Source organism: Lonsdalea populi, assembly GCF_015999465.1.
GTDB lineage: Bacteria > Pseudomonadota > Gammaproteobacteria > Enterobacterales > Enterobacteriaceae > Lonsdalea > Lonsdalea populi.
Window position 1 is genome coordinate 1,537,397 of sequence record NZ_CP065534.1, and the last position, 19,645, is coordinate 1,557,041.

Annotated in this window: 16 protein-coding genes; 14 read left to right on the top strand and 2 right to left on the bottom strand. The window is 55.6% G+C overall.

All coding sequences use genetic code 11. From position 1 onward, the window contains the following. Positions 1-8 precede the first annotated feature (8 nt). The 8 genes from ptsG to I6N93_RS06735 all read left to right on the top strand — a co-directional run bounded on the left by ptsG (position 9) and on the right by I6N93_RS06735 (position 8,240). Positions 9-1,442, top strand: a complete 1,434-nt coding sequence (gene ptsG / locus I6N93_RS06700; protein ID WP_085685954.1) for a PTS glucose transporter subunit IIBC — start codon at positions 9-11, stop codon at positions 1,440-1,442. Positions 1,443-1,596: 154 nt separating this feature from the next. After that, positions 1,597-2,658, top strand: a complete 1,062-nt coding sequence (locus I6N93_RS06705; RefSeq protein ID WP_085685952.1) for a malate/lactate/ureidoglycolate dehydrogenase — start codon at positions 1,597-1,599, stop codon at positions 2,656-2,658. 108 nt (positions 2,659-2,766) lie between these two features. Continuing rightward, on the top strand, positions 2,767-3,117 hold the full coding sequence (gene hinT / locus I6N93_RS06710; RefSeq protein ID WP_085685950.1) for a purine nucleoside phosphoramidase: 351 nt from the start codon (positions 2,767-2,769) through the stop codon (positions 3,115-3,117). Between the two features lie 90 nt (positions 3,118-3,207). After that, positions 3,208-3,789, top strand: a complete 582-nt coding sequence (gene lpoB / locus I6N93_RS06715; protein WP_085685949.1) for a penicillin-binding protein activator LpoB — start codon at positions 3,208-3,210, stop codon at positions 3,787-3,789. Between the two features lie 6 nt (positions 3,790-3,795). Further along, a complete protein-coding gene (locus I6N93_RS06720) occupies positions 3,796-4,644 on the top strand; it encodes a phosphotransferase (RefSeq protein ID WP_085685947.1) in 849 nt (282 codons plus the stop codon). Between the two features lie 38 nt (positions 4,645-4,682). Beyond that, on the top strand, positions 4,683-5,708 hold the full coding sequence (gene nagZ / locus I6N93_RS06725) for a beta-N-acetylhexosaminidase (RefSeq protein WP_085685945.1): 1,026 nt from the start codon (positions 4,683-4,685) through the stop codon (positions 5,706-5,708). Positions 5,709-6,057: 349 nt separating this feature from the next. Next, positions 6,058-7,365, top strand: a complete 1,308-nt coding sequence (locus I6N93_RS06730) for an NAD(P)/FAD-dependent oxidoreductase (protein ID WP_085685943.1) — start codon at positions 6,058-6,060, stop codon at positions 7,363-7,365. Positions 7,366-7,700: 335 nt separating this feature from the next. Beyond that, positions 7,701-8,240: a glycine zipper 2TM domain-containing protein gene (locus I6N93_RS06735; protein WP_085685941.1), complete on the top strand. Its 540-nt coding sequence runs from the start codon at positions 7,701-7,703 to the stop codon at positions 8,238-8,240. Between the two features lie 121 nt (positions 8,241-8,361). Here I6N93_RS06735 and I6N93_RS06740 read toward each other — a convergent pair whose 3' ends face one another. Together I6N93_RS06740 and mfd are read right to left on the bottom strand one after the other, a co-directional pair. Continuing rightward, on the bottom strand, positions 8,362-9,264 hold the full coding sequence (locus I6N93_RS06740; protein WP_085685939.1) for a glutamate/aspartate ABC transporter substrate-binding protein: 903 nt from the start codon (positions 9,262-9,264) through the stop codon (positions 8,362-8,364). 448 nt (positions 9,265-9,712) lie between these two features. Further along, positions 9,713-13,162 (bottom strand): transcription-repair coupling factor, encoded by a 3,450-nt coding sequence (mfd, locus tag I6N93_RS06745; RefSeq protein ID WP_085685938.1) that lies wholly within the window; start codon positions 13,160-13,162, stop codon positions 9,713-9,715. Positions 13,163-13,298: 136 nt separating this feature from the next. On the opposite strand from mfd, the gene lolC reads away from it, so the two are divergent. From lolC to I6N93_RS06775, 6 genes are all read left to right on the top strand, one after another. Beyond that, positions 13,299-14,501, top strand: a complete 1,203-nt coding sequence (gene lolC, locus I6N93_RS06750; protein ID WP_112111535.1) for a lipoprotein-releasing ABC transporter permease subunit LolC — start codon at positions 13,299-13,301, stop codon at positions 14,499-14,501. Then, positions 14,494-15,201, top strand: coding sequence for a lipoprotein-releasing ABC transporter ATP-binding protein LolD (lolD, locus tag I6N93_RS06755; protein WP_085684485.1), 708 nt, complete (start codon positions 14,494-14,496; stop codon positions 15,199-15,201). Before lolC ends, lolD begins: the two co-directional genes overlap by 8 nt. Continuing rightward, the gene (gene lolE / locus I6N93_RS06760) at positions 15,198-16,445 is read left to right on the top strand and encodes a lipoprotein-releasing ABC transporter permease subunit LolE (RefSeq protein WP_085684483.1); all 1,248 of its coding nucleotides are present in this window, start codon (positions 15,198-15,200) and stop codon (positions 16,443-16,445) included. The genes lolD and lolE overlap by 4 nt, the downstream gene beginning before the upstream one ends. Before the next feature lie 74 nt (positions 16,446-16,519). Beyond that, a complete protein-coding gene (nagK, locus tag I6N93_RS06765; protein WP_085684481.1) occupies positions 16,520-17,434 on the top strand; it encodes an N-acetylglucosamine kinase in 915 nt (304 codons plus the stop codon). 9 nt (positions 17,435-17,443) lie between these two features. After that, on the top strand, positions 17,444-18,274 hold the full coding sequence (gene cobB / locus I6N93_RS06770; RefSeq protein WP_085684479.1) for a Sir2 family NAD+-dependent deacetylase: 831 nt from the start codon (positions 17,444-17,446) through the stop codon (positions 18,272-18,274). Positions 18,275-18,698: 424 nt separating this feature from the next. Then, positions 18,699-19,175 (top strand): NlpC/P60 family protein, encoded by a 477-nt coding sequence (locus tag I6N93_RS06775; RefSeq protein ID WP_373853835.1) that lies wholly within the window; start codon positions 18,699-18,701, stop codon positions 19,173-19,175. The last annotated feature ends 470 nt before the right edge of the window (positions 19,176-19,645 follow it).

Here is a 19,645-nt window from a genome sequence, read left to right on the forward strand (position 1 = left end):
ACTCAATTATGTTCAAAAACGCATTTGCAAACCTGCAGAAAGTAGGTAAATCGCTAATGCTGCCGGTATCCGTGTTGCCCATCGCAGGTATTCTGCTGGGCGTCGGTGCGGCCAATTTTAGCTGGTTGCCCGCCGTTGTTTCCCATGTCATGGCGGAAGCGGGTGGATCTGTATTTGCCAATATGCCGTTGATCTTCGCGATCGGCGTGGCGCTGGGGTTTACGAATAACGACGGGGTTTCCGCCCTGGCTGCCGTGGTTGCCTACGGCATCATGGTGAAAACGCTGTCCGTCGTCGCACCGCTGGTGCTGCATTTGCCGGCCGAAGAGATTGCAGCGAAGCATCTGGCGGATACCGGAGTTCTCGGCGGGATCATCGCCGGTTCCATCGCAGCCTACATGTTCAACCGCTTTTACCGCATCAAATTGCCGGAATATCTGGGCTTCTTTGCTGGTAAACGCTTTGTGCCGATCATCTCGGGTCTGTGCGCCATTGTGTTGGGTGTGGCGCTGTCCTTCGTTTGGCCGCCGATTGGTACGGCCATTCAGGAGTTCTCGCAGTGGGCCGCTTACCAGAATCCGGTGGTGGCTTTCGGTTTGTATGGCCTGATTGAACGTTCTCTGGTGCCGTTCGGTCTGCACCACATCTGGAACGTCCCTTTCCAGATGCAGATCGGCGAATACACTAACGCAGCGGGTCAGGTCTTCCACGGCGATATCCCTCGCTACATGGCGGGCGACCCAACGGCGGGCAAACTGTCCGGCGGCTTCCTATTCAAAATGTATGGTCTGCCGGCGGCGGCGATTGCTATTTGGCACTCTGCAAGACCGGAAAACCGTGCCAAAGTCGCGGGGATCATGATTTCAGCTGCGCTGACGGCATTCCTGACCGGAATTACCGAGCCGATTGAATTCTCTTTCATGTTTGTCGCGCCGCTGCTGTATGTCATCCACGCCATTCTGGCTGGTCTGGCATTCCCGATCTGTATTCTGTTAGGGATGCGTGACGGTACCAGCTTCTCTCATGGCCTCATCGACTTCATCGTACTGAGTGGTAACGGTAGCAAACTGTGGCTGTTCCCGATCGTCGGTCTGGGATACGCGCTGGTGTACTACACCATCTTCCGCGTACTGATTGCCAAACTGAATTTGAAAACGCCGGGTCGTGAAGCGGCCTCGGAAGACAAATCTATTGCCGGCGGTGGTGAAATGGCTGCGGCGCTGGTGACGGCGTTTGGTGGCAAAGACAACATTACCAACCTGGATGCTTGTATCACACGTCTGCGCGTGAGCGTAGCGGATGTCACCAAAGTGGATCAGGCGGGACTGAAAAGTCTGGGCGCAGCGGGCGTCGTTGTTGCTGGCTCAGGCGTGCAGGCTATTTTCGGCACCAAGTCTGATAACCTGAAAACGGATATGGACGACTTCATCCGCAACAGCTGACAGCCAGATTTCAAACGAATCAAACTAAGGGGCGTAAGCCCCTTTTTTAATGGTCGCGATTCCCCCCTAAGATCAAACCAAGTCACAAGAACATTCCCCCGAGACGAGGTTCGGCAGTAGGATAATCTCACCTCTTACCCTTGGGAAAATGACAATGCAGATATCAGCACAACGTTTAACACAGGTGGCACAGCAGTTATTGCAGCAGCTTGGATGTGATGAGCGTGAATCCGACTGTGTGGCGGCGCATCTGGTTGGCGCTAATTTGAAGGGGCATGATAGCCACGGCGTCGGGATGCTGCCGGAGTACGTTCGCTTTGTGGGGCAAGGCGCTATGCATCCTAATACGCCTGCGCGACTGATCAAAGATGCGGGAGCCGTGTTGCAGTTCAGCGGCGATCGTGGTTTTGGCCAGCGCACGGGCAAAGAGGCGATGCAAGCAGCTATCGAGCGCGTTAAAACGACAGGCGTTTGTCTGATGACGCTATCGTCGACCTGCCACCTCGGACGTATCGGCACCTATGGCGAAATGGCGGCCGCAGAGGGGCTGATTGCCATCCACTTCGTCAACGTTAATGATCTTCCACCCATCGTGGCACCGTTTAACGGCGGCGAAAGTCGCTTCGGCACCAATCCCATTTGCATTACGTTTCCTGGGAGCAGCGAAAATCCGCCGTTCATTCTTGATTTTGCGACCAGCATGGTCGCCCTCGGCAAAACCCGTGTGGCATATCTGGCGGGGAAAACCTTCGACGAGGAGGTGATGCTCGACAGCGAAGGCCGTCCGACCAACGATCCGAGCGTGATGTGGAATGAGGAACACCCCGGCGCGCTACGACCCATCGCCCGGCATAAGGGCGGAGGATTAATTCTGGCGGCTGAACTCCTGGCGGGCATTTTATCCGGCGGCGGCACGATCCAGCCTGAAAACGAACGCGCCGGGGCTATCGTTAATAATATGACGACCATCGTCATCGACCCGGCGCAACTGGTCGGAATGGCGTGGCTGCAACGGGAATATGATGCCATGCTGGACTATGTGCGCTCTTCGCGGACGCCCGATCCCGACGCGCCTATCCTGATTGCGGGTGAGCCGGAAATTGACGCTTACCGCCAGCGAACGGTCGAAGGCATCACAATATCCGATCGGGAGTGGCGGAAGATTGTCGAAGCGGGGGGGGCACTCGGTATGCCGGAAACCGCGTTTGCTCTGTAATACGCCAATGCGGTGGTAAAAAACGAAGATAGTTGAAAACCATCAGATTTATCGCTCATACTTCATAACAGTGCGCCAGATGGCGCGGGTATTCAAAGGACAATTATCATGGCTGAGGAAACGATTTTCAGTAAAATCATCCGGCGGGAAATTCCAGCGGATGTGGTTTATCAGGACGATTTGGTAACTGCGTTTCGTGATATCGCGCCGCGCACACCCATCCACATTCTCATCATACCGAACGTTCTGATTCCTACCGTCAACGATGCCACGGCCGAGCATGAAGCCGCGCTGGGACGTATGATTACGGTGGCGGGCAAAATCGCCCGGCAGGAAGGGATCGCCGACGATGGCTATCGTCTGGTCATCAACTGTAACCGTCATGGCGGGCAGGAGGTCTACCATGTGCACATGCATTTGCTGGGCGGCTGTGCGCTGGGGCCGTTGCTGGCTATTTGATGTGTGACGTTGTCATGTAAAAATATCGCTATGCCGTTGCGGCTCATTAGCGTGTCGTCATTTCTGCCTGGGTTTGTTGAGAGGAAAATCATGAAGAAATATCTGGGCGTGTTGCTGCTTGCACTGATCGCTGCAGGTTGTACCAGCCGCCAGCAACAACCAGAGCAGCCGCCTGCTCCCGTTCAAACGGCAGAGCCGACGGCGCCTTCGCAGCCGTTGCCTCCTCAGTCTGAGCCGATACCTTCGCCGCCTAAACTTCAGTCTCTGGACTGGCAGGCCAGCGTTTCCCCGCTGGTGGATCAGATGTTGAAGACGGAAGGGATCATTAACGGCAGTTTACTACTACTCGATAATGTGAAGAACAGTACCAATGGTTCGCTGCAGACCGGAAAAGCGACCACGGCATTGTATAATGCGCTGGGTTCTAATCCGGTGTTCACGCTGGTGTCGCGTCAGCAATTGGGTGTTGCGAGGCAGGCCTTGGGCTTGTCTGCGGAAGATAGCCTGGGCTCGCGCAGCAAAGCGATTGGACTGGCGCGCTACGTCGGGGCGCAGTATGTGCTATACAGCGACGCCAGCGGCGACGTGAAATCTCCTGAGCTGGAGTTGCAATTGATGCTGGTCCAGACGGGTGAAATCGTCTGGTCCGGCAGCGGTGTGATTCATGAGTAAGGCTCAATGACTCAATCAGCGCTCCTCGCGTTGCTTAAACGACAAAAACCGGCGTCGACCGCCGGTTTTTGTTTGTCCGAAGTGCGAGGTCTCAGCGCAGAAAGCTGGCGGGTGCATACGCCGGAGGGCGATTGGCTCGCACGTAAGCAATCGCGTGACGTCGCGCAGCTGGGCGGAGATCGGCGGCGTGAATTTCGTGTTTTGCGCCAGTTGTCCGTATGTGGGCTGGCACCGAAGCCTATTGGTCTGTGCGGTCAGTGGCTGCTAGTGGAGTGGCTGGATGGGAGCGTCGCCACGGAATCCCAGTTCGCCGATCTTGTGCGCAACGGCGAACTGGCGGCGCGGTTGGCGGTGTTGCATCATCAACCCCGCTACGGTTTTCCGTTGCCGTTGAAAGCGCTGCTGGCCCGCCATTGGCAAACGATGTCTCCCGACCGGCGCGTGCCCAAACTGCTGCATCATCTAAAAAGTTGGCTAAGCCGCCCCTTGCCGCCAGCGTCCATCCTCGCGCCGCTGCATTTGGACATACATCCGGACAACCTTGTTCATCATTCGCAAAACTGGCGTCTGATTGATTGGGAATATGCGGCCGATGGTGATATCGCTTTAGAGCTGGCGGCCCTGTTCCGTGCGAATGCGCTGGCGCCGGAACGACAGCAGCGATTCCTGGCGGATTATTGTCGCCAATGGCCCGGTATGTCGCCGCGGTTATTGAGCGTGCGGATACAGCAGTGGCTGCCCTGGGTCGATTTTCTTATGCTGATGTGGTACGAAGTGCGCTGGCAGCAGACGCGCCAGACGACATTTTTGCAGGCTGCAACGCCGTTGCGGTTGAAATTAGGCTTGCCCTGGTAAGTACGGCGGGCAAATAAAAACAGATGAAAGAGGTTGTTGTGGGTCCGTTAATGTTAGATGTGGCCAGCTATGAGCTGGATGCCGAAGATCGCGAGGTGCTGGCACATCCGCTGGTTGGCGGTGTAATTCTGTTTAGCCGGAATTTTCACGATGCGGATCAGCTCGGCGAGCTGGTGCGTCAGATACGTCAGGCGGCGCGACAGCCGCTGGCGATCGCCGTCGATCAGGAAGGAGGCCGCGTTCAGCGTTTCCGCGATGGTTTCACTGCGCTGCCGGCAGCGCAGTCTTTCGCGGCATTGAACGATTTAGCGGAGGCTGAAGCGCTGGCGGAAGAGGGCGGTTGGCTGATGGCGGCGGAAATCATCGCGATGGATATCGATATTAGCTTTGCGCCGGTACTGGATGTGGGTTATCAGAGCGTTGCTATAGGCGAGCGTGCGTTTCATGACGATCCTCAAACCGTATTGGCGGTGGCGGATCGATTCATCACCGGCATGCACTCGGCGGGAATGAAAGCGACGGGCAAACATTTCCCGGGTCATGGCGCGGTGAGCGCGGACTCGCACAAAGAGACCCCGCGAGACCCTCGTCCGCTGGCCCAGATTAGGGAACGGGACATGTCGGTGTTCCGCGAACTGATCAAGCGCGGACAGCTAGACGCTATTATGCCTGCGCATGTGATTTACACGGAAGGCGATCCGCTGCCGGCCAGCGGTTCACCATACTGGCTGAAACGCATTTTGCGTCAGGAACTGAAATTTGACGGCATCATCTTTTCCGACGACTTGTCGATGGAAGGCGCGGCGGTCATGGGCAGCTATCCCGAACGCGCGCAAGCCGCTCTGTCAGCCGGTTGCGACATGATATTAGTGTGCAATCATCGTGCGGGGGCGATCAGCGTGCTGGATCACCTGCCTCATTGCGAAGTGCCGGGGCTTGAACGGTTGAGACACCGTGGTCATTTCACGCGCCGTGAACTGCAGGATTCCCCGCGTTGGAAACGCGTGAGTCAGCAATTGACAACGCTTAATGAGCGCTGGCAGGCGCTTAAGGCGGCAAAGTAGCTGAACCTTAACCACTCCGCAGGATCTAGGCGTTCTACCACGTTGGGACGCCTCGATGATTTTCTCTCTTCCTCACCTTGTTTGATACGCGCTGAAGCAGGCTCAAGTTTTGGGTGTTAAACGAATCGTTTCAGTTTTTTTAATTCATTGTATCTGAAAACTATTTTTCAGCGGATGCTTAAGAAATAGCAAAAAGAATTGATATATATCAATTTTGGTATGACCATATGACCCGCCATGATATCCTGCCCGTAGATTCCGACTAACTTTATAGAACCACATGTTATATAAGGATATTGTGACTTTCCTTTGTTAACCGTGGGCTTACCTATTCTTCAGGGGGGTCATTTTGACATCTTTGCCAATCAAAAAAATTGTGATTGTCGGCGGTGGCGCTGGCGGATTGGAGCTTGCAACAAGCCTCGGGCATAAACTAGGCCGTAAAAACAAAGCCGAAATAACGCTTGTCGATCGCAATTCGAGCCATTTGTGGAAACCGTTGCTGCATGAAGTGGCAACCGGCTCTCTGGACGATGATATGGACTCGTTGAGCTATCTGGCCCACGCCAGCAATCATGATTACCAGTTTCAGATGGGGACGTTGACGGGCATTAATCGCGAACAAAAAGAGATAGAGCTGGCCGAAATCCGCAACGATGCCGGCGAGCAGTTGGTTGCCGCGCGCACGTTGCAATACGATATTCTGGTGGTTGCGTTGGGCAGCACCTCCAACGACTTCGGTACTCCCGGCGTGAAAGAACATTGTATCTTCCTGGACAACCCCAAACAGGCGCGTCGTTTCCACAACGAAATGCTGGACCTGTTCCTCAAATTCAACGCTGACCCAAGCCGCCAAGAGCGCGTCAATATCGCTATCGTCGGCGGCGGTGCGACGGGAGTCGAGCTGTCTGCCGAGCTGTATAACGCAGTCAAACAGTTGAACAGCTACGGTTTCAACGCGCTGGATAATCAGACGCTGAACGTTACGCTGGTCGAAGCGGGTGAACGTATTCTGCCCGCGCTACCACCGCGTATTTCGTCGGCCGTCCATCAGGAACTGACAAACATCGGCGTCCGAGTGTTGACTAAAACCATGGTGACCAGCGCCGAGTCCCACGGTCTCCATACCAAAGACGGAGAGTTCGTCGATGCCGATCTGATGGTCTGGGCCGCGGGCATTAAAGCGCCGGATGCGATGAAGGATATTGCCGGTCTGGAAACCAACCGCATCAACCAGCTGGTAGTGGCTCCCACGCTGCAAACCACGCGTGATGCAAGTATCTTCGCGCTGGGGGACTGTGCGTCCTGCCCGCAGGAAGGCGGCGGTTTTGTGCCACCTCGCGCTCAGGCCGCGCATCAGATGGCGTCGCTCTGCTTTGATAACATCATGGCGCTGATAAACGGTAAACCGCTGCAATCTTATGTTTACAAAGACCACGGTTCGCTGGTTTCGCTCTCCAACTACAGCACCGTCGGCAACCTGATGGGCAACCTGATGCGCGGCTCCGTTATGGTCGAAGGGAGGATTGCGCGTTTCGTTTACATCTCCTTGTACCGCATGCATCAGATTGCGTTGCACGGCTATATCAGAACCGGTCTGATGATGCTGGTTGGACGTATCAACCGGGTCATTCGACCCAGGCTGAAACTGCACTAATTGCCTAATCCCGGCCGCCAGTCTCTATGACGGGCGGCGTTAATTGATTGTTTTTAAAATAGTTATATTTACCCATTTTTGCCGAACCTGATAAGAAAAATCCCAAATCTCAATCTTTGCGGACGTCGATCGGCGTTTGGTTAATTAATCCTATTGTTCCTCAAAATCACTTTGTGCAGACTTCCTCCTGTTTACGAACGGCGTTGCACGCACGCCGGATCACCCGAAAGTTAGCGCTTTTGGCATAATCATCACTGCTCTGCACAGGTCTGTTATCACAGGATGGCGTTAGGGCGAGATGGAGAATGCGTGAATATTTATTCAGGAGGTTTCCTGTGAACAAGTCAATGTTAGCAGGCGTGGGGATCGGCGTTGCCGCCGCACTTGGGGTAGCCGCTGTAGCCAGTATGGATGTCTTCTCGCCTAAGCCGCAGTATGCCCAGGTGTTGGCTGCCACACCGATCAAAGAAACCGTCAAGACGCCGCGGCAGGAGTGCCGCAATGTCACGGTGACCCATAGACAGCCAGTACAAGATGAAAACCGTATTGCCGGATCGGTGCTCGGCGCGGTTGCCGGGGGCGTTTTAGGTCATCAATTCGGCGGCGGGCGTGGTCGTGACGTCGCTACGGTAGCGGGTGCCTTAGCGGGCGGTTACGCGGGTCATCAAGTGCAGGGCAAGATGCAGGAGCGTGATACCTATTCTTCCACTCAGCAGCGCTGTCAGACGGTGTATGACAAGTCGCAAAAAGTACTGGGTTACGACGTTACCTACAGGATTGGTGACCAGGAAGGAAAAGTGCGTATGGAACGCGATCCCGGTACGAAAATCCCGCTAGACCGAAATGGTCAACTGGTGCTGAGCGAGCAGATTTAAACCCCTCCTCAAAACCTTCTCAATCCGCGCTGGTTCCGTTCGAAGTGCGTTCGGGCGGAACCAGCAGCGCTAATCAGTTAAAATTCCCCCACAAAACGCTTGGCTCGATGAGGGGAATTGACTACAGAATACGATCGTTCGGCGCCTTGAACAGGGCTTTCATATCCTCGGACATCTCAAAGTTCATGTTGATGTTCTTCGGGGGGATAGGCTGCTTAAACCAGCGCTGATACCACTTCTCCGCTTCGCCCTGAGTCTGCGCCTGAGCAATCGTCGAGTCCATCAATTGCTTGAATGCCGGATCGTCCTTGCGAAGCATACAGCCGTATGCCTCGTGAGACTGTGCGGTGCCGACGATAGCCCACTGATCCGGTTTCTTCGCCTTGGCGCGTTCTCCGGCCAGCAGAGGATCATCCATATAGAAAGCCACGGCACGTCCGCTTTCCAGCGTTCTGAATGCATCGCTGTGATCTTTAGCTGGAATGATGCGCATCTGCATATTGTTCTTATCATTCAGCTTGTTAAGCAGGATTTCGTTGGTAGTCCCCGCCGTTGTCACTACCGGCTTACCGGCGAGGTCGCTAAAGTCACTGATCCCGCTATCTTTTCTGACCAACAGTTTTCCACCCACGATAAAGATGGAGTTAGAGAACGCGGCCTGCTGCTGACGTTCCGCATTGTTGGTGGTCGAACCGCACTCAAAATCTATCGTACCGTTTTGCAGCAGGGGAATACGGGTGGATGAGGTAATCGGCACCATTTTCACCGTCAGATTAGGCAGGCCCAGCTGTTTTTTCACGGCATCGACAATGGCATTCGAATACTCCTGCGAATAGCCGACGACTTTCTGATCGTTGTCCAGATAGGAAAAGGGGACGGAGGACTCGCGATGCCCGACCACAATCAACCCGCGTGCTTTGATTTTTTTCAGTGTATCGTTGGTCGAAGCGCTAGTGTCTGCGGCATAGGCGGCATGGCAAGCGATTCCGGTCAGAATAACCGAGACCAATGTCGTTATTTTCATGGTGTACTCCATTGTTTAAGTATTGACCGCTTAAGCGTAGAACGTTTCTTGGAATTCACGCGGTAACGGGCCAGCTCGGCCGATGCGATGAGCGCTGCCGTCCGGCGGGCTGCGTCACCAGGCAAAATTGATGCCATGATGCGTGTACCCAAATCTGACGGAAGGCGATCCCTCGTTGGGCAAGGCGCCAGAGAGTGAAAAGAATTAAACACTATGCGCATCGCCCGTCGGACAGCGTTTTGGTGCACCTTGATAGTGCGTACTGACGAGGGTGTGCGTCTAAAGGTGGAGGGCGCCAACGGGAGAGCCTGGCATGGCGAGCAGAGTGTTATCGCGCGGGAACAAGCGATGAATCAGCGCGTGAAATGGAAAGACCCCGGTTCGAACCGGGGTCCTGTCAGTCAAACGGGAGACAGACGCACTCGCCCGTCATACCCGGTTACGCGCTTCAGGCCGGGCATGTATGCTGCGCCATCGAGGTCAACAGCTCGCGCATGAAGGTTAATCGTGCAGGGCGATCGCTCAGATCGGTAATGAACTTGAGGCGAGTTGGACCATCCAACCGGTAGACGCCGGATTCTCGCTGCAGCAGGCCAATTAAATAGCTCGGTTCGACGCGGTTATTCTGGCTGAACTCAATAAAACCTCCTTTGTCGTGTCCTTCGATCCGCTTGATGCCCAGTGACTGCGCCTGCTGACGCAGTGCGGCAATCTGCAACAGGTTGCGAGCGGCGTTCGGCAGCGGGCCGAAGCGATCAATCAGCTCGGCTCGGAGATCGGTTAACTCACCGTCGCCGTGGGCGCTGGCGATCCGTTTATAGAACGACAGGCGGGTATTCACATCAGGGATAAAATCTTCCGGCAGCAGGGAAGGCAGACGCAGCTCCACGTCGGTCTGGTTGCTGATCAGATCCTCCAGCGAAGGCTCCCGACCTTCCTTGAGGGATTCGACCGCGCTCTCCAACAGCTCTATGTACAGCGAGAAGCCGACGCTTTCCATCTGTCCGCTTTGCCCTTCGCCCAACAGCTCGCCTGCGCCACGGATCTCCAGATCGTGAGTTGCCAGCGCGAAGCCTGCGCCAAGATCTTCCAGCGAAGCGATAGCTTCCAAACGTTTGTGCGCGTCCGAGCTCATGGCTTTCGGATTCGGGGTCAACAAATAGGCGTAGGCCTGGTGGTGAGAGCGGCCGACGCGTCCACGCAGTTGATGGAGCTGCGCCAGACCAAAATGATCGGCGCGCTCAATGACGATGGTATTGGCGCTGGGAATATCGATGCCGGTTTCTATGATTGTCGTACACACCAGCACGTTGAAACGTTGGTGGTGGAAGTCGTTCATCACCCGCTCGAGATCGCGTTCGCGCATCTGCCCGTGGCCGACCGTGATCCGCGCCTCTGGCACCAGCTCGCTCAGTCGCTGCGCCGCTTTTTCGATGTTTTCGACGTCGTTGTACAGGTAATACACCTGACCGCCACGCAGCGTTTCGCGCAGAATCGCTTCTCGGACCACCAGGCTGTCATATTCGCGAACGAAGGTTTTGACCGCCAGACGACGTGCCGGCGGGGTCGCGATGATCGATAAATCGCGCATACCGCTTATGGCCATATTCAGCGTTCGCGGGATAGGCGTGGCGGTCAGCGTCAGTATGTCGACGTTGGCGCGCATGGCTTTAATGCGCTCTTTGTGGCGCACGCCGAAGCGGTGCTCTTCATCCACAATCAGCAGGCCGAGATCGTGCCAATGAACGTCGCTCTGCAACAGCTTATGGGTGCCGATGAGAATGTCGACTTTACCCTCACGCGTTTGTTCCAGCACCTGTGACTGCTCGCTCTGGCTGCGGAAGCGGGAGATCATCTCGATGCGAACGGGCCAGTTGGCGAAGCGGTCGCGGAAATTATCGAAGTGCTGCTGAGCCAACAGGGTGGTGGGGACTAAGACGGCGACCTGTTTGTGGTTCTCGACCGCCAGATAGGCGGCGCGCATGGCGACTTCGGTTTTTCCGAAGCCGACATCGCCGCACACCAGGCGATCCATCGCCAGCGGTTGGCACATGTCGCTCAGCACGGCGTTGATAGCCTGAGCCTGATCCGGCGTGGGTTCGAACGGGAACCCTTCGCAGAACAGCTGGTATTGGGCTTTATCATGCTTGAAGGCGAAGCCGCGCTTGGCCTCGCGCTGGGCATACACATCCAGCAGCTCGGCGGCGACATCTCGGACTTTTTCGGCGGCTTTTTGACGGGCTCGTACCCAGGCGTCGCCGCCCAGCTTGTGCAATGGCGCGTTTTCATCGCTGCCGCCCGCATACCGGCTGATCAGATGCAGCGAGGAAACCGGCACGTAGAGTTTGTCGTTACCCGCGTAATGCAGGATCAGGTACTCCGCCGTGATGCCGCCCGCTTCAAGGGTAGTAAGTCCGGCATAGCGTCCCACGCCGTGTTCCAGGTGCACGACCGGTTGACCGGTGCGCAGCTCCGCCAGGTTGCGGATCAGCGTTTCGGTATTGATGGCGCGGCGGTTGTCCTGACGCGGTCGGCTGATGCGCTCACCCAGCAGATCGCTTTCGCATATCAGCGCCCAGCGTCGCAGGGTATCCACGAATCCGTGCTCGCTCGCTCCGACCTGCAGATAGCAGCCGGATTCTTGCGCCTGCTCCAGACGGCCAATGGGCTTCGGCGCCAGTTTGATGCGTGACAATAGTTCCTGCAGCGTTTCCCGTCGGCCTTCGCTTTCCACCGAGAAGATAATGCGGCCGCTGAACTGTTCCACGAAGCGGCGCAGCGCGTCGAGCGGGGATTTCTGCTGATGCTCGACGGCGAGTGAAGGCAGCGTCTGGTAGCCCAGATTGACGTTGGCGGCTTTCGATGGCAGCGACTCCGCGCGCAGCTGTACGCGCGGCCACTGCTTGATTTCGCTCAGCAGCGTGTCGACAGGTAGCCATAAGACGGGCGGCGCCAGCAGCGGACGCATCGGATCGACGCTGCGGCTGTCATAGCGCTGTTGAATGTCCTGCCAGAACCGTTCGGCGCTGTGCTGCAAATCGCCGCTGTTGACCAGCAGCGTCCCTCGCGGGAAGTAGCTGAACAGCGAGGGCAGGGGCTGGCTGAAAAACAGCGGTTGCCAATACTCTATCCCGGCGGGCCAGGTGTTTTTGCTGACCTGCTGATAGATGTGTTCCGGGTCGCGGCGCACCTCGAATTGTTCGCGCCACTGGCTGCGGAACAGCTCGATGGCGTCTTTATCCGTTGGGAACTCGTGAGCGGGCAGTAGGCTGATGTGGTCGACCTCGTTCAGCGTCCGCTGGGTATCCACATCGAACAGCCGCAGGCTATCGATGTCATCATCGAAGAAGTCGATGCGGAACGGTTCTTCGCTGCCCATCGGAAACAGGTCGAGCAGCGCGCCGCGCGTGGCGAACTCGCCATGTTCCATCACCTGATCCACGCTGCGATAGCCCGCTTGTTCTAGCTGTGCGCGCAGTTTGTCGCGGGACAGGCGCTGGCCTTTCTTCAACATCAGCGCATGCCCATGCAGGAACGTATGCGGGCAGACTTTCTGCATCAGCGTGTTGACCGGCAGGATGAGCATGCCGCGCTCCATCAGCGGCAGCTGATATAATGTCGCGAGGCGGGCAGAGATAATTTCCTGATGAGGTGAGAAGCTGTCGTAGGGCAAGGTTTCCCAGTCCGGCAAGGTGGTGACCGGCCGATCCGTAAACTGTTGGATTTCGTCGCGAAGCCGCAGCGCGTTTTGCATATCCGGGGCGATCATTACCACCAGCCCTGTATGACGTTCAATGATTTCTGCGCATTCAACAGCGCACGCCGCGCCGGTCAATTCGCCTAGCAGGCGCTGCTCTCCCGCTTTGCGTGGCAAGGTATAACGGTATTGTTCAGGCATAGTCTGATTATCAGGTCTTAATCTCGACCCCTCTAAGAAAAAGCCGGAGAGAGAGATAGTTAGGGTTCCATAAAGCGGTACTACCCTTTATTATCCTTGATCACTTTGCTTTAGCAACCTCATCCAGACGGATTTCATGTATCAACCTGTCGCGTTATTTATTGGCCTTCGCTACATGCGCGGGCGTGCCTCTGACCGCTTTGGGCGGTTTGTCTCCTGGCTGTCGGCTATCGGCATCACCCTCGGTGTGATGGCGTTGGTCACCGTCCTTTCCGTGATGAACGGATTCGAGCGAGAACTCGAAAAAAGCATTTTGGGACTGATGCCTCAGGCGTTGATCACCACGCCCCAGGGGTCATTGAACCCTGACCAACTTCCCGCTTCCAATTTGCAAAATCTTAAAGGCGTGACGCGCATTGCGCCCCTGACGACGGGCGACGTGGTGTTGCAAAGCGCGCGTGGCGTCGCGGTGGGCGTGATGCTGGGCGTCAACCCGGACGAAGACGAGCCGTTGTCGCGCTATCTGGTCAACACCCGTCAGCAGCAACTGCAACCGGGGGCCTATCAGGTCATTTTGGGCGAACAGTTGGCGAGTCAACTGGGTGTTAAACGCGGCGAACAGCTGCGCCTGATGGTGACCAGCGCCAGCCAGCTTACGCCGATGGGCCGAATTCCAAGCCAACGCCTGTTCACCGTGGCGGGAACGTTTGCCGCGCAAAGCGAGGTGGACGGCTATCAGTTGTTGGTCAATCAGCAGGACGCCTCTCGACTGCTGCGCTACCCGCTCAGTAACATCACCGGCTGGCGGCTCTGGTTGCAGGAACCGCTGGCGGTAGATTCGCTCAGTCAGCAGTCGTTGCCCGCCGGAACCGTATGGAAAGATTGGCGCGAGCGTAAGGGCGAGCTGTTTCAGGCGGTGCGAATGGAAAAAAATATGATGGGGCTGTTGTTGAGTCTCATCGTGGCTGTGGCGGCCTTTAACATTATCACGTCGCTGGGACTGCTGGTGATGGAGAAACAGGGAGAAGTGGCGATTTTACAAACTCAGGGATTGACGCAGCGTCAGATCATGGCGCTGTTTATGGTTCAGGGCGGCGGAGCCGGCGTGTTCGGTTCGCTGGTCGGCGCGTTGGTAGGCGTGCTGTTGGCCAGCCAGCTTAATACGCTGCTGCCGTTGCTGGGGCTGCTCATCGACGGTGGATCTCTGCCGGTTGTGATTGAGCCGCTGCAGGTGACCGTTATCGCCCTCGTGGCGATGCTGCTGGCGTTGCTCTCCACGCTTTATCCTTCCTGGCGCGCCGCCGCCGTCCATCCTGCTGAGGCTTTACGTTATGAATAAGACTTTACTGTTACAGTGCCGCCATTTGTGCAAGCGCTATCAGGACGGGAAGGTAGCGACCGATGTGTTGAAGGACGTCTCGTTTGACATGGCGCCGGGCGAAATGATGGCGATAGTCGGGAGTTCGGGTTCCGGCAAAAGCACGCTGTTGCATTTGCTGGGCGGCCTGGATACGCCGACATCCGGCGAGGTGATTTTTAAAGACAAACCCCTGAACACGCTTTCGCCCGCGGCCAAAGCGGCGCTGCGCAACCGCGAATTGGGCTTCATCTACCAGTTCCATCATCTGCTGCCGGATTTCACCGCGCTGGAAAACGTGGCGATGCCGCTCTTGATCGGTAAAACGTCGCCGAAAGCAGCTAAAGATCAGGCGCGTGAAATGCTGGCGGCCGTCGGACTGGAAAGACGCAGTCACCACCGTTCTGCGGAGCTTTCCGGCGGTGAGCGCCAGCGCGTCGCGATAGCCCGCGCGCTGGTCAACAACCCCTCTTTGGTGCTGGCCGATGAGCCGACCGGCAACCTCGATCAGCGCACTGCCGATACCATCTTTGAACTGTTGGGCGAACTCAACGTGCGTCAGGGCACCGCATTTCTGGTGGTGACGCATGATTTACAGCTGGCGCATCGCCTCAGCCGCCAGTTGGAAATGCGCGACGGTCAACTGCAGCAGGAACTGACGCTGGTGGGGGCGCCGCAATGAGTTTTCCTCCACTTTCACTCCGGGTGGGATTGCGGTTCAGTCGGGGACGGCGTCGCAGCGGTATGGTGTCGTTGATCTCGGCGATTTCTACGTTCGGGATTGCGTTGGGGGTCGCGGTGCTGATCGTCGGCTTAAGTGCGATGAACGGCTTCGAACGCGAACTGAAAAATCGTATTTTGGCCGTGGTGCCGCACGGAGAAATCGAGGCCGTTAATCCGCCCTTCAATGGCTGGCAGGCATTGATTCCGAAGGTCGAAGCGGTGCCGGGCATTGCCGCGGTTGCGCCTTACATCAATTTCACCGGATTACTGGAACACGGTGCCAACCTGCGGGCAATTCAGTTCAAAGGGGTCGACCCGCAGCAGGAACTGCGTTTAAGCGCGTTGCCGCACTTCGTGCTTAACGATGCCTGGGGCCGCTTTCAGGCCGACGAGCAGCAGGTCGTGCTGGGAAAAGGCGTGGCCGATGCTCTGGGTGTGAAGGAAGGCGAGTGGGTGACCGTCATGATCCCCAACAGCGATCCGCAAATGAAGCTGCTACAGCCTAAGCGCATTCGTTTGCATGTCACCGGTATTCTTCAACTGAGCGGGCAGCTCGACCACAGTCTGGCGTTAGTGCCGTTGAAAGATGCACAGGATTATTTGGATATGGGCGATGCGGTGACCGGTCTGGCGCTGAAGATGGATGACGTGTTCGCCGCCAACCAACTGGTGCGCGATGCGGGTAAGGTAACAGAAGAGTACGTTTACATCCGCAGCTGGATTGGTACTTACGGCTATATGTACCGCGATATCCAGATGATCCGCACCATTATGTATCTGGCGATGGTGCTGGTGATAAGCGTCGCCAGCTTCAATATTGTCTCCACATTGGTGATGGCGGTGAAAGACAAAAGCAGCGATATCGCCGTATTACGAACGCTGGGCGCCGGTGACGGACTGATTCGCGCCATTTTCGTTTGGTACGGTCTGCTGGCGGGCCTGCTCGGCAGCGTGCTGGGAGCCATCGTTGGGATTATCGCCACCTTGCAGCTCACGCCGCTGATCCGCGGTATCGAAACGATAATCGGCCACCGTTTTCTGTCCGGCGATATTTACTTTATCGATTTCCTGCCGTCGGAACTGCATGCCGCCGACGTCATTCTGGTGTTGGTCACGGCTCTAGCCCTCAGCCTGATCGCCAGCTGGTATCCCGCACGCCGGGCCAGCCGCATCGATCCTGCCAGAGTGTTGAGCGGGAAATAAGCAGGTACACAACGTTCACGGCTCAGGTACGCTAGCGTCAAATCCTGAGCCAGCGGGAGTGACGGGAGTAGGGTATGTATTACGGGTTCGACATCGGCGGCACCAAAATAGAAGTCGGTGTGTTTGACGCCGACTGGCGGCCGGTATGGCAAAAGCGCGTGGCGACGCCGCGCGATGACTATGGTCAACTGCTGACGACGCTGAAGCAACTGACCGAAGAAGCCGATACGGTGGACGGAAGCCTTGGTTCCATCGGCATCGGCGTACCCGGTTTGTACGAGCGGAAGGCTGGGGCGCTGTTCACCGCTAATCTGCCCTCTGCGATGGGACGACCATTGCATCAGGATCTTACCCGTTTGTTGCAACGAGAAATCCGCATCAGCAACGACGCCAACTGTTTTGCCCTTTCTGAAGCACACCATCCTGACTTCCGTCTTTGTCCGGTCATCTTCGGCCTTATTTTGGGAACCGGAGTGGGCGGCGGCCTGATCGTCAATGGCCGTCCGGTTAACGGCGCTAACGGCATCACCGGCGAGTTCGGCCACACCCGCTTGCCGGTAGATGCGTGGGATATTCTCGGCGCTGAACTGTGCCAAGCACCCTGCGGATGCGGCCGGAAAGGGTGTGTGGAAAACTATATTTCAGGCCGGGGCTTCGAGTGGCTCTATCAGCATGACTATGCTCAGCCACTGCCCGCGACCGCTATCATTCAGCGTTATTACGCCGGCGATAAGCAGGCCCAGTCCCACGTCGAGCGCTACATCAGGCTTCTGGCCGCCTGTCTGGGAAGCCTGCTGACATTGCTCGACCCCTCTGTGCTGGTGCTGGGCGGTGGCCTTTCTAATTTCGACGCTATTTATTCATTATTGCCGCGTTATTTACCTGACTTCCTGCTGCCTACAGCATGTTTGCCTTCGCTCGAAAAGGCGCGCTATGGGGACGCGGGCGGTGTTCGGGGAGCGGCTTTGCTAAACTTACTGGAGTTTTAAGGAGCAAACATGCATTCGCATCGGCGTTTAGGCCGTTTTCGTCAGGGGAAGCGTATGCGTCATCAGCGTTTGCGTGCGCGTATTTTTCACATCGATTATCTGGCGGTAAAACACGTGAAAAAACCTCGTGTGGTGGTGCTCACCGGAGCGGGTATTTCCGCTGAATCCGGCATTCGTACTTTTCGTGCTGCCGACGGGCTGTGGGAAGAGCATCGGGTCGAAGATGTGGCGACGCCGGAAGGGTTCTTGCGGGATCCCGCTATGGTTCAGCGTTTTTACAATGACCGACGCCGTCAACTGACGCAGCCGGATATTGCCCCGAACGAAGCCCACCTGGCGCTGGCGCAGTGGGAAGATATTCTGGGCGACGACTTTTTGCTGGTTACGCAGAACATCGATGATTTGCATGAACGGGCCGGCAGCCAGCGCGTGGTGCATATGCACGGCGAGCTGCATAAGGTACGTTGCGATCGGAGCGGGCAGGTATTCGAACGTGACGGAGACGTCGGCGAAGACGAAAGGTGCACATGCTGTGAAATTCCGGCGCGACTACGTCCGCACATTGTCTGGTTTGGCGAGATGCCGCTGGAAATGGACCGCATTTATCAGGCACTGACTGAAGCGGATTTCTTTATTGCCATTGGCACATCGGGCAATGTTTATCCTGCTGCCGGATTTGTTTACGAAGCGCATCAGCATGGGGCGCATACGGTTGAGCTCAATCTTGAGCCGAGCCAGGTTGAAAGTCATTTCGATGAGAACATTTATGGCCCTGCCAGCCAGGTGGTTCCGGATTTTGTCCGCCGTTGGCTGCTTGCGCATATCAGCATCTCGTTTTAAACCTAACGCCTCACCGTGAGCGTAAGGACGAACGTCTGACGTGATCTTCGGCTTTATCGAGGGGGCGTTTAATTGAATAATCGGGTTAATGCCAAGGTTCATGCTCTACATGAGCCTTTTTTCTCGCCGTTTTTCAGCGTTTGCTGGTTTTTGTGCGTGAATGCGATTTTTAATACGGTGGCGGGGGTAATAGCCGTTTCAGAACCTATATTACGAGTAGGCGTTTTTTTCTTGTGACAAAGATAGCGGCGATACTGTTTTGTTTCGTTATTGTTACATCATGGGCGTGTCATCATAGGGCAAAAGCAATGATTGATAGCGTATTTCAGCCATTGCCGAAAATAAAAAACATTATAATGCTCTGATAAAGGCCATCGATAGCGCGTATGGCAGGTCAATTAGCTTCCCGAACGTGAGTGAACGTATGTACGTGTTGCGTTGGAAATTTATAGTGTTGGCAGCGGTCCTCATGGCCCTCTCTGGTTGCAGCTATCATGCGCCGCAGCCTAACGATCGTTTGACCGACCCCCGTGAGGTCAAGGCACAGTTACACCAGCAACTGGCCGAATGGCGTGGAACACCATACCGGTACGGGGGACTTGACCGCCGTGGTGTTGATTGTTCTGGTTTTGTCTATCTGACATTCCGGGACAAGTTTGGTTTGCAGTTGCCGCGTTCAACGGAAGAACAGGTAGAAGTCGGTACGCGAATCGACAAAGAAGAGCTGTTGCCGGGCGATCTGGTGTTCTTCAAAACCGGAAGTGGTAACAGGGGTATGCATGTGGGTATTTATGATGCCAATAAACAGTTTATTCATGCTTCTACCAGTAAAGGCGTCATTCGTTCATCCCTTAACAATGTTTACTGGAAACGGGCCTATTGGCAGGCGCGGAGGATCTGACAGGTGTTAGGCAGTGTCAGCTTTTGTTTGAGCCAACGCATCAACATGAAGCCGGCAGGGGCCTCATGATGGATTAAATCCGGATTGAAATTAAGAAATAAAGCAAGTTAAAACGGCCGGTTGCATATTCGTGATGCGCCGTAGGCGTTGTATTGTCAATGTTCGGCAATTGAAAATGTTTGTTAATGAACTGCAACGCTTATTGGGGGTTTGTCTGAAAAGTGAAAAACGAATTGTGTTCTCTTGGCGGCGCATTATAGAGTATCTGCAGGACGTTTATTATTCTGTTTTTATCCTGCATAGTTATTATTACGACCATCACATTCGCACGACATATAAAATGTCTTAATTTATTAGTTTTATGATTAATATATTACAAACAATCAATTGATTAATAATGACTGATTGAGTTGTGGTGAATAGAAACGTGTGACGTCTCGCGTCTCTGTTCGGGGGAGTTTTCACATTAT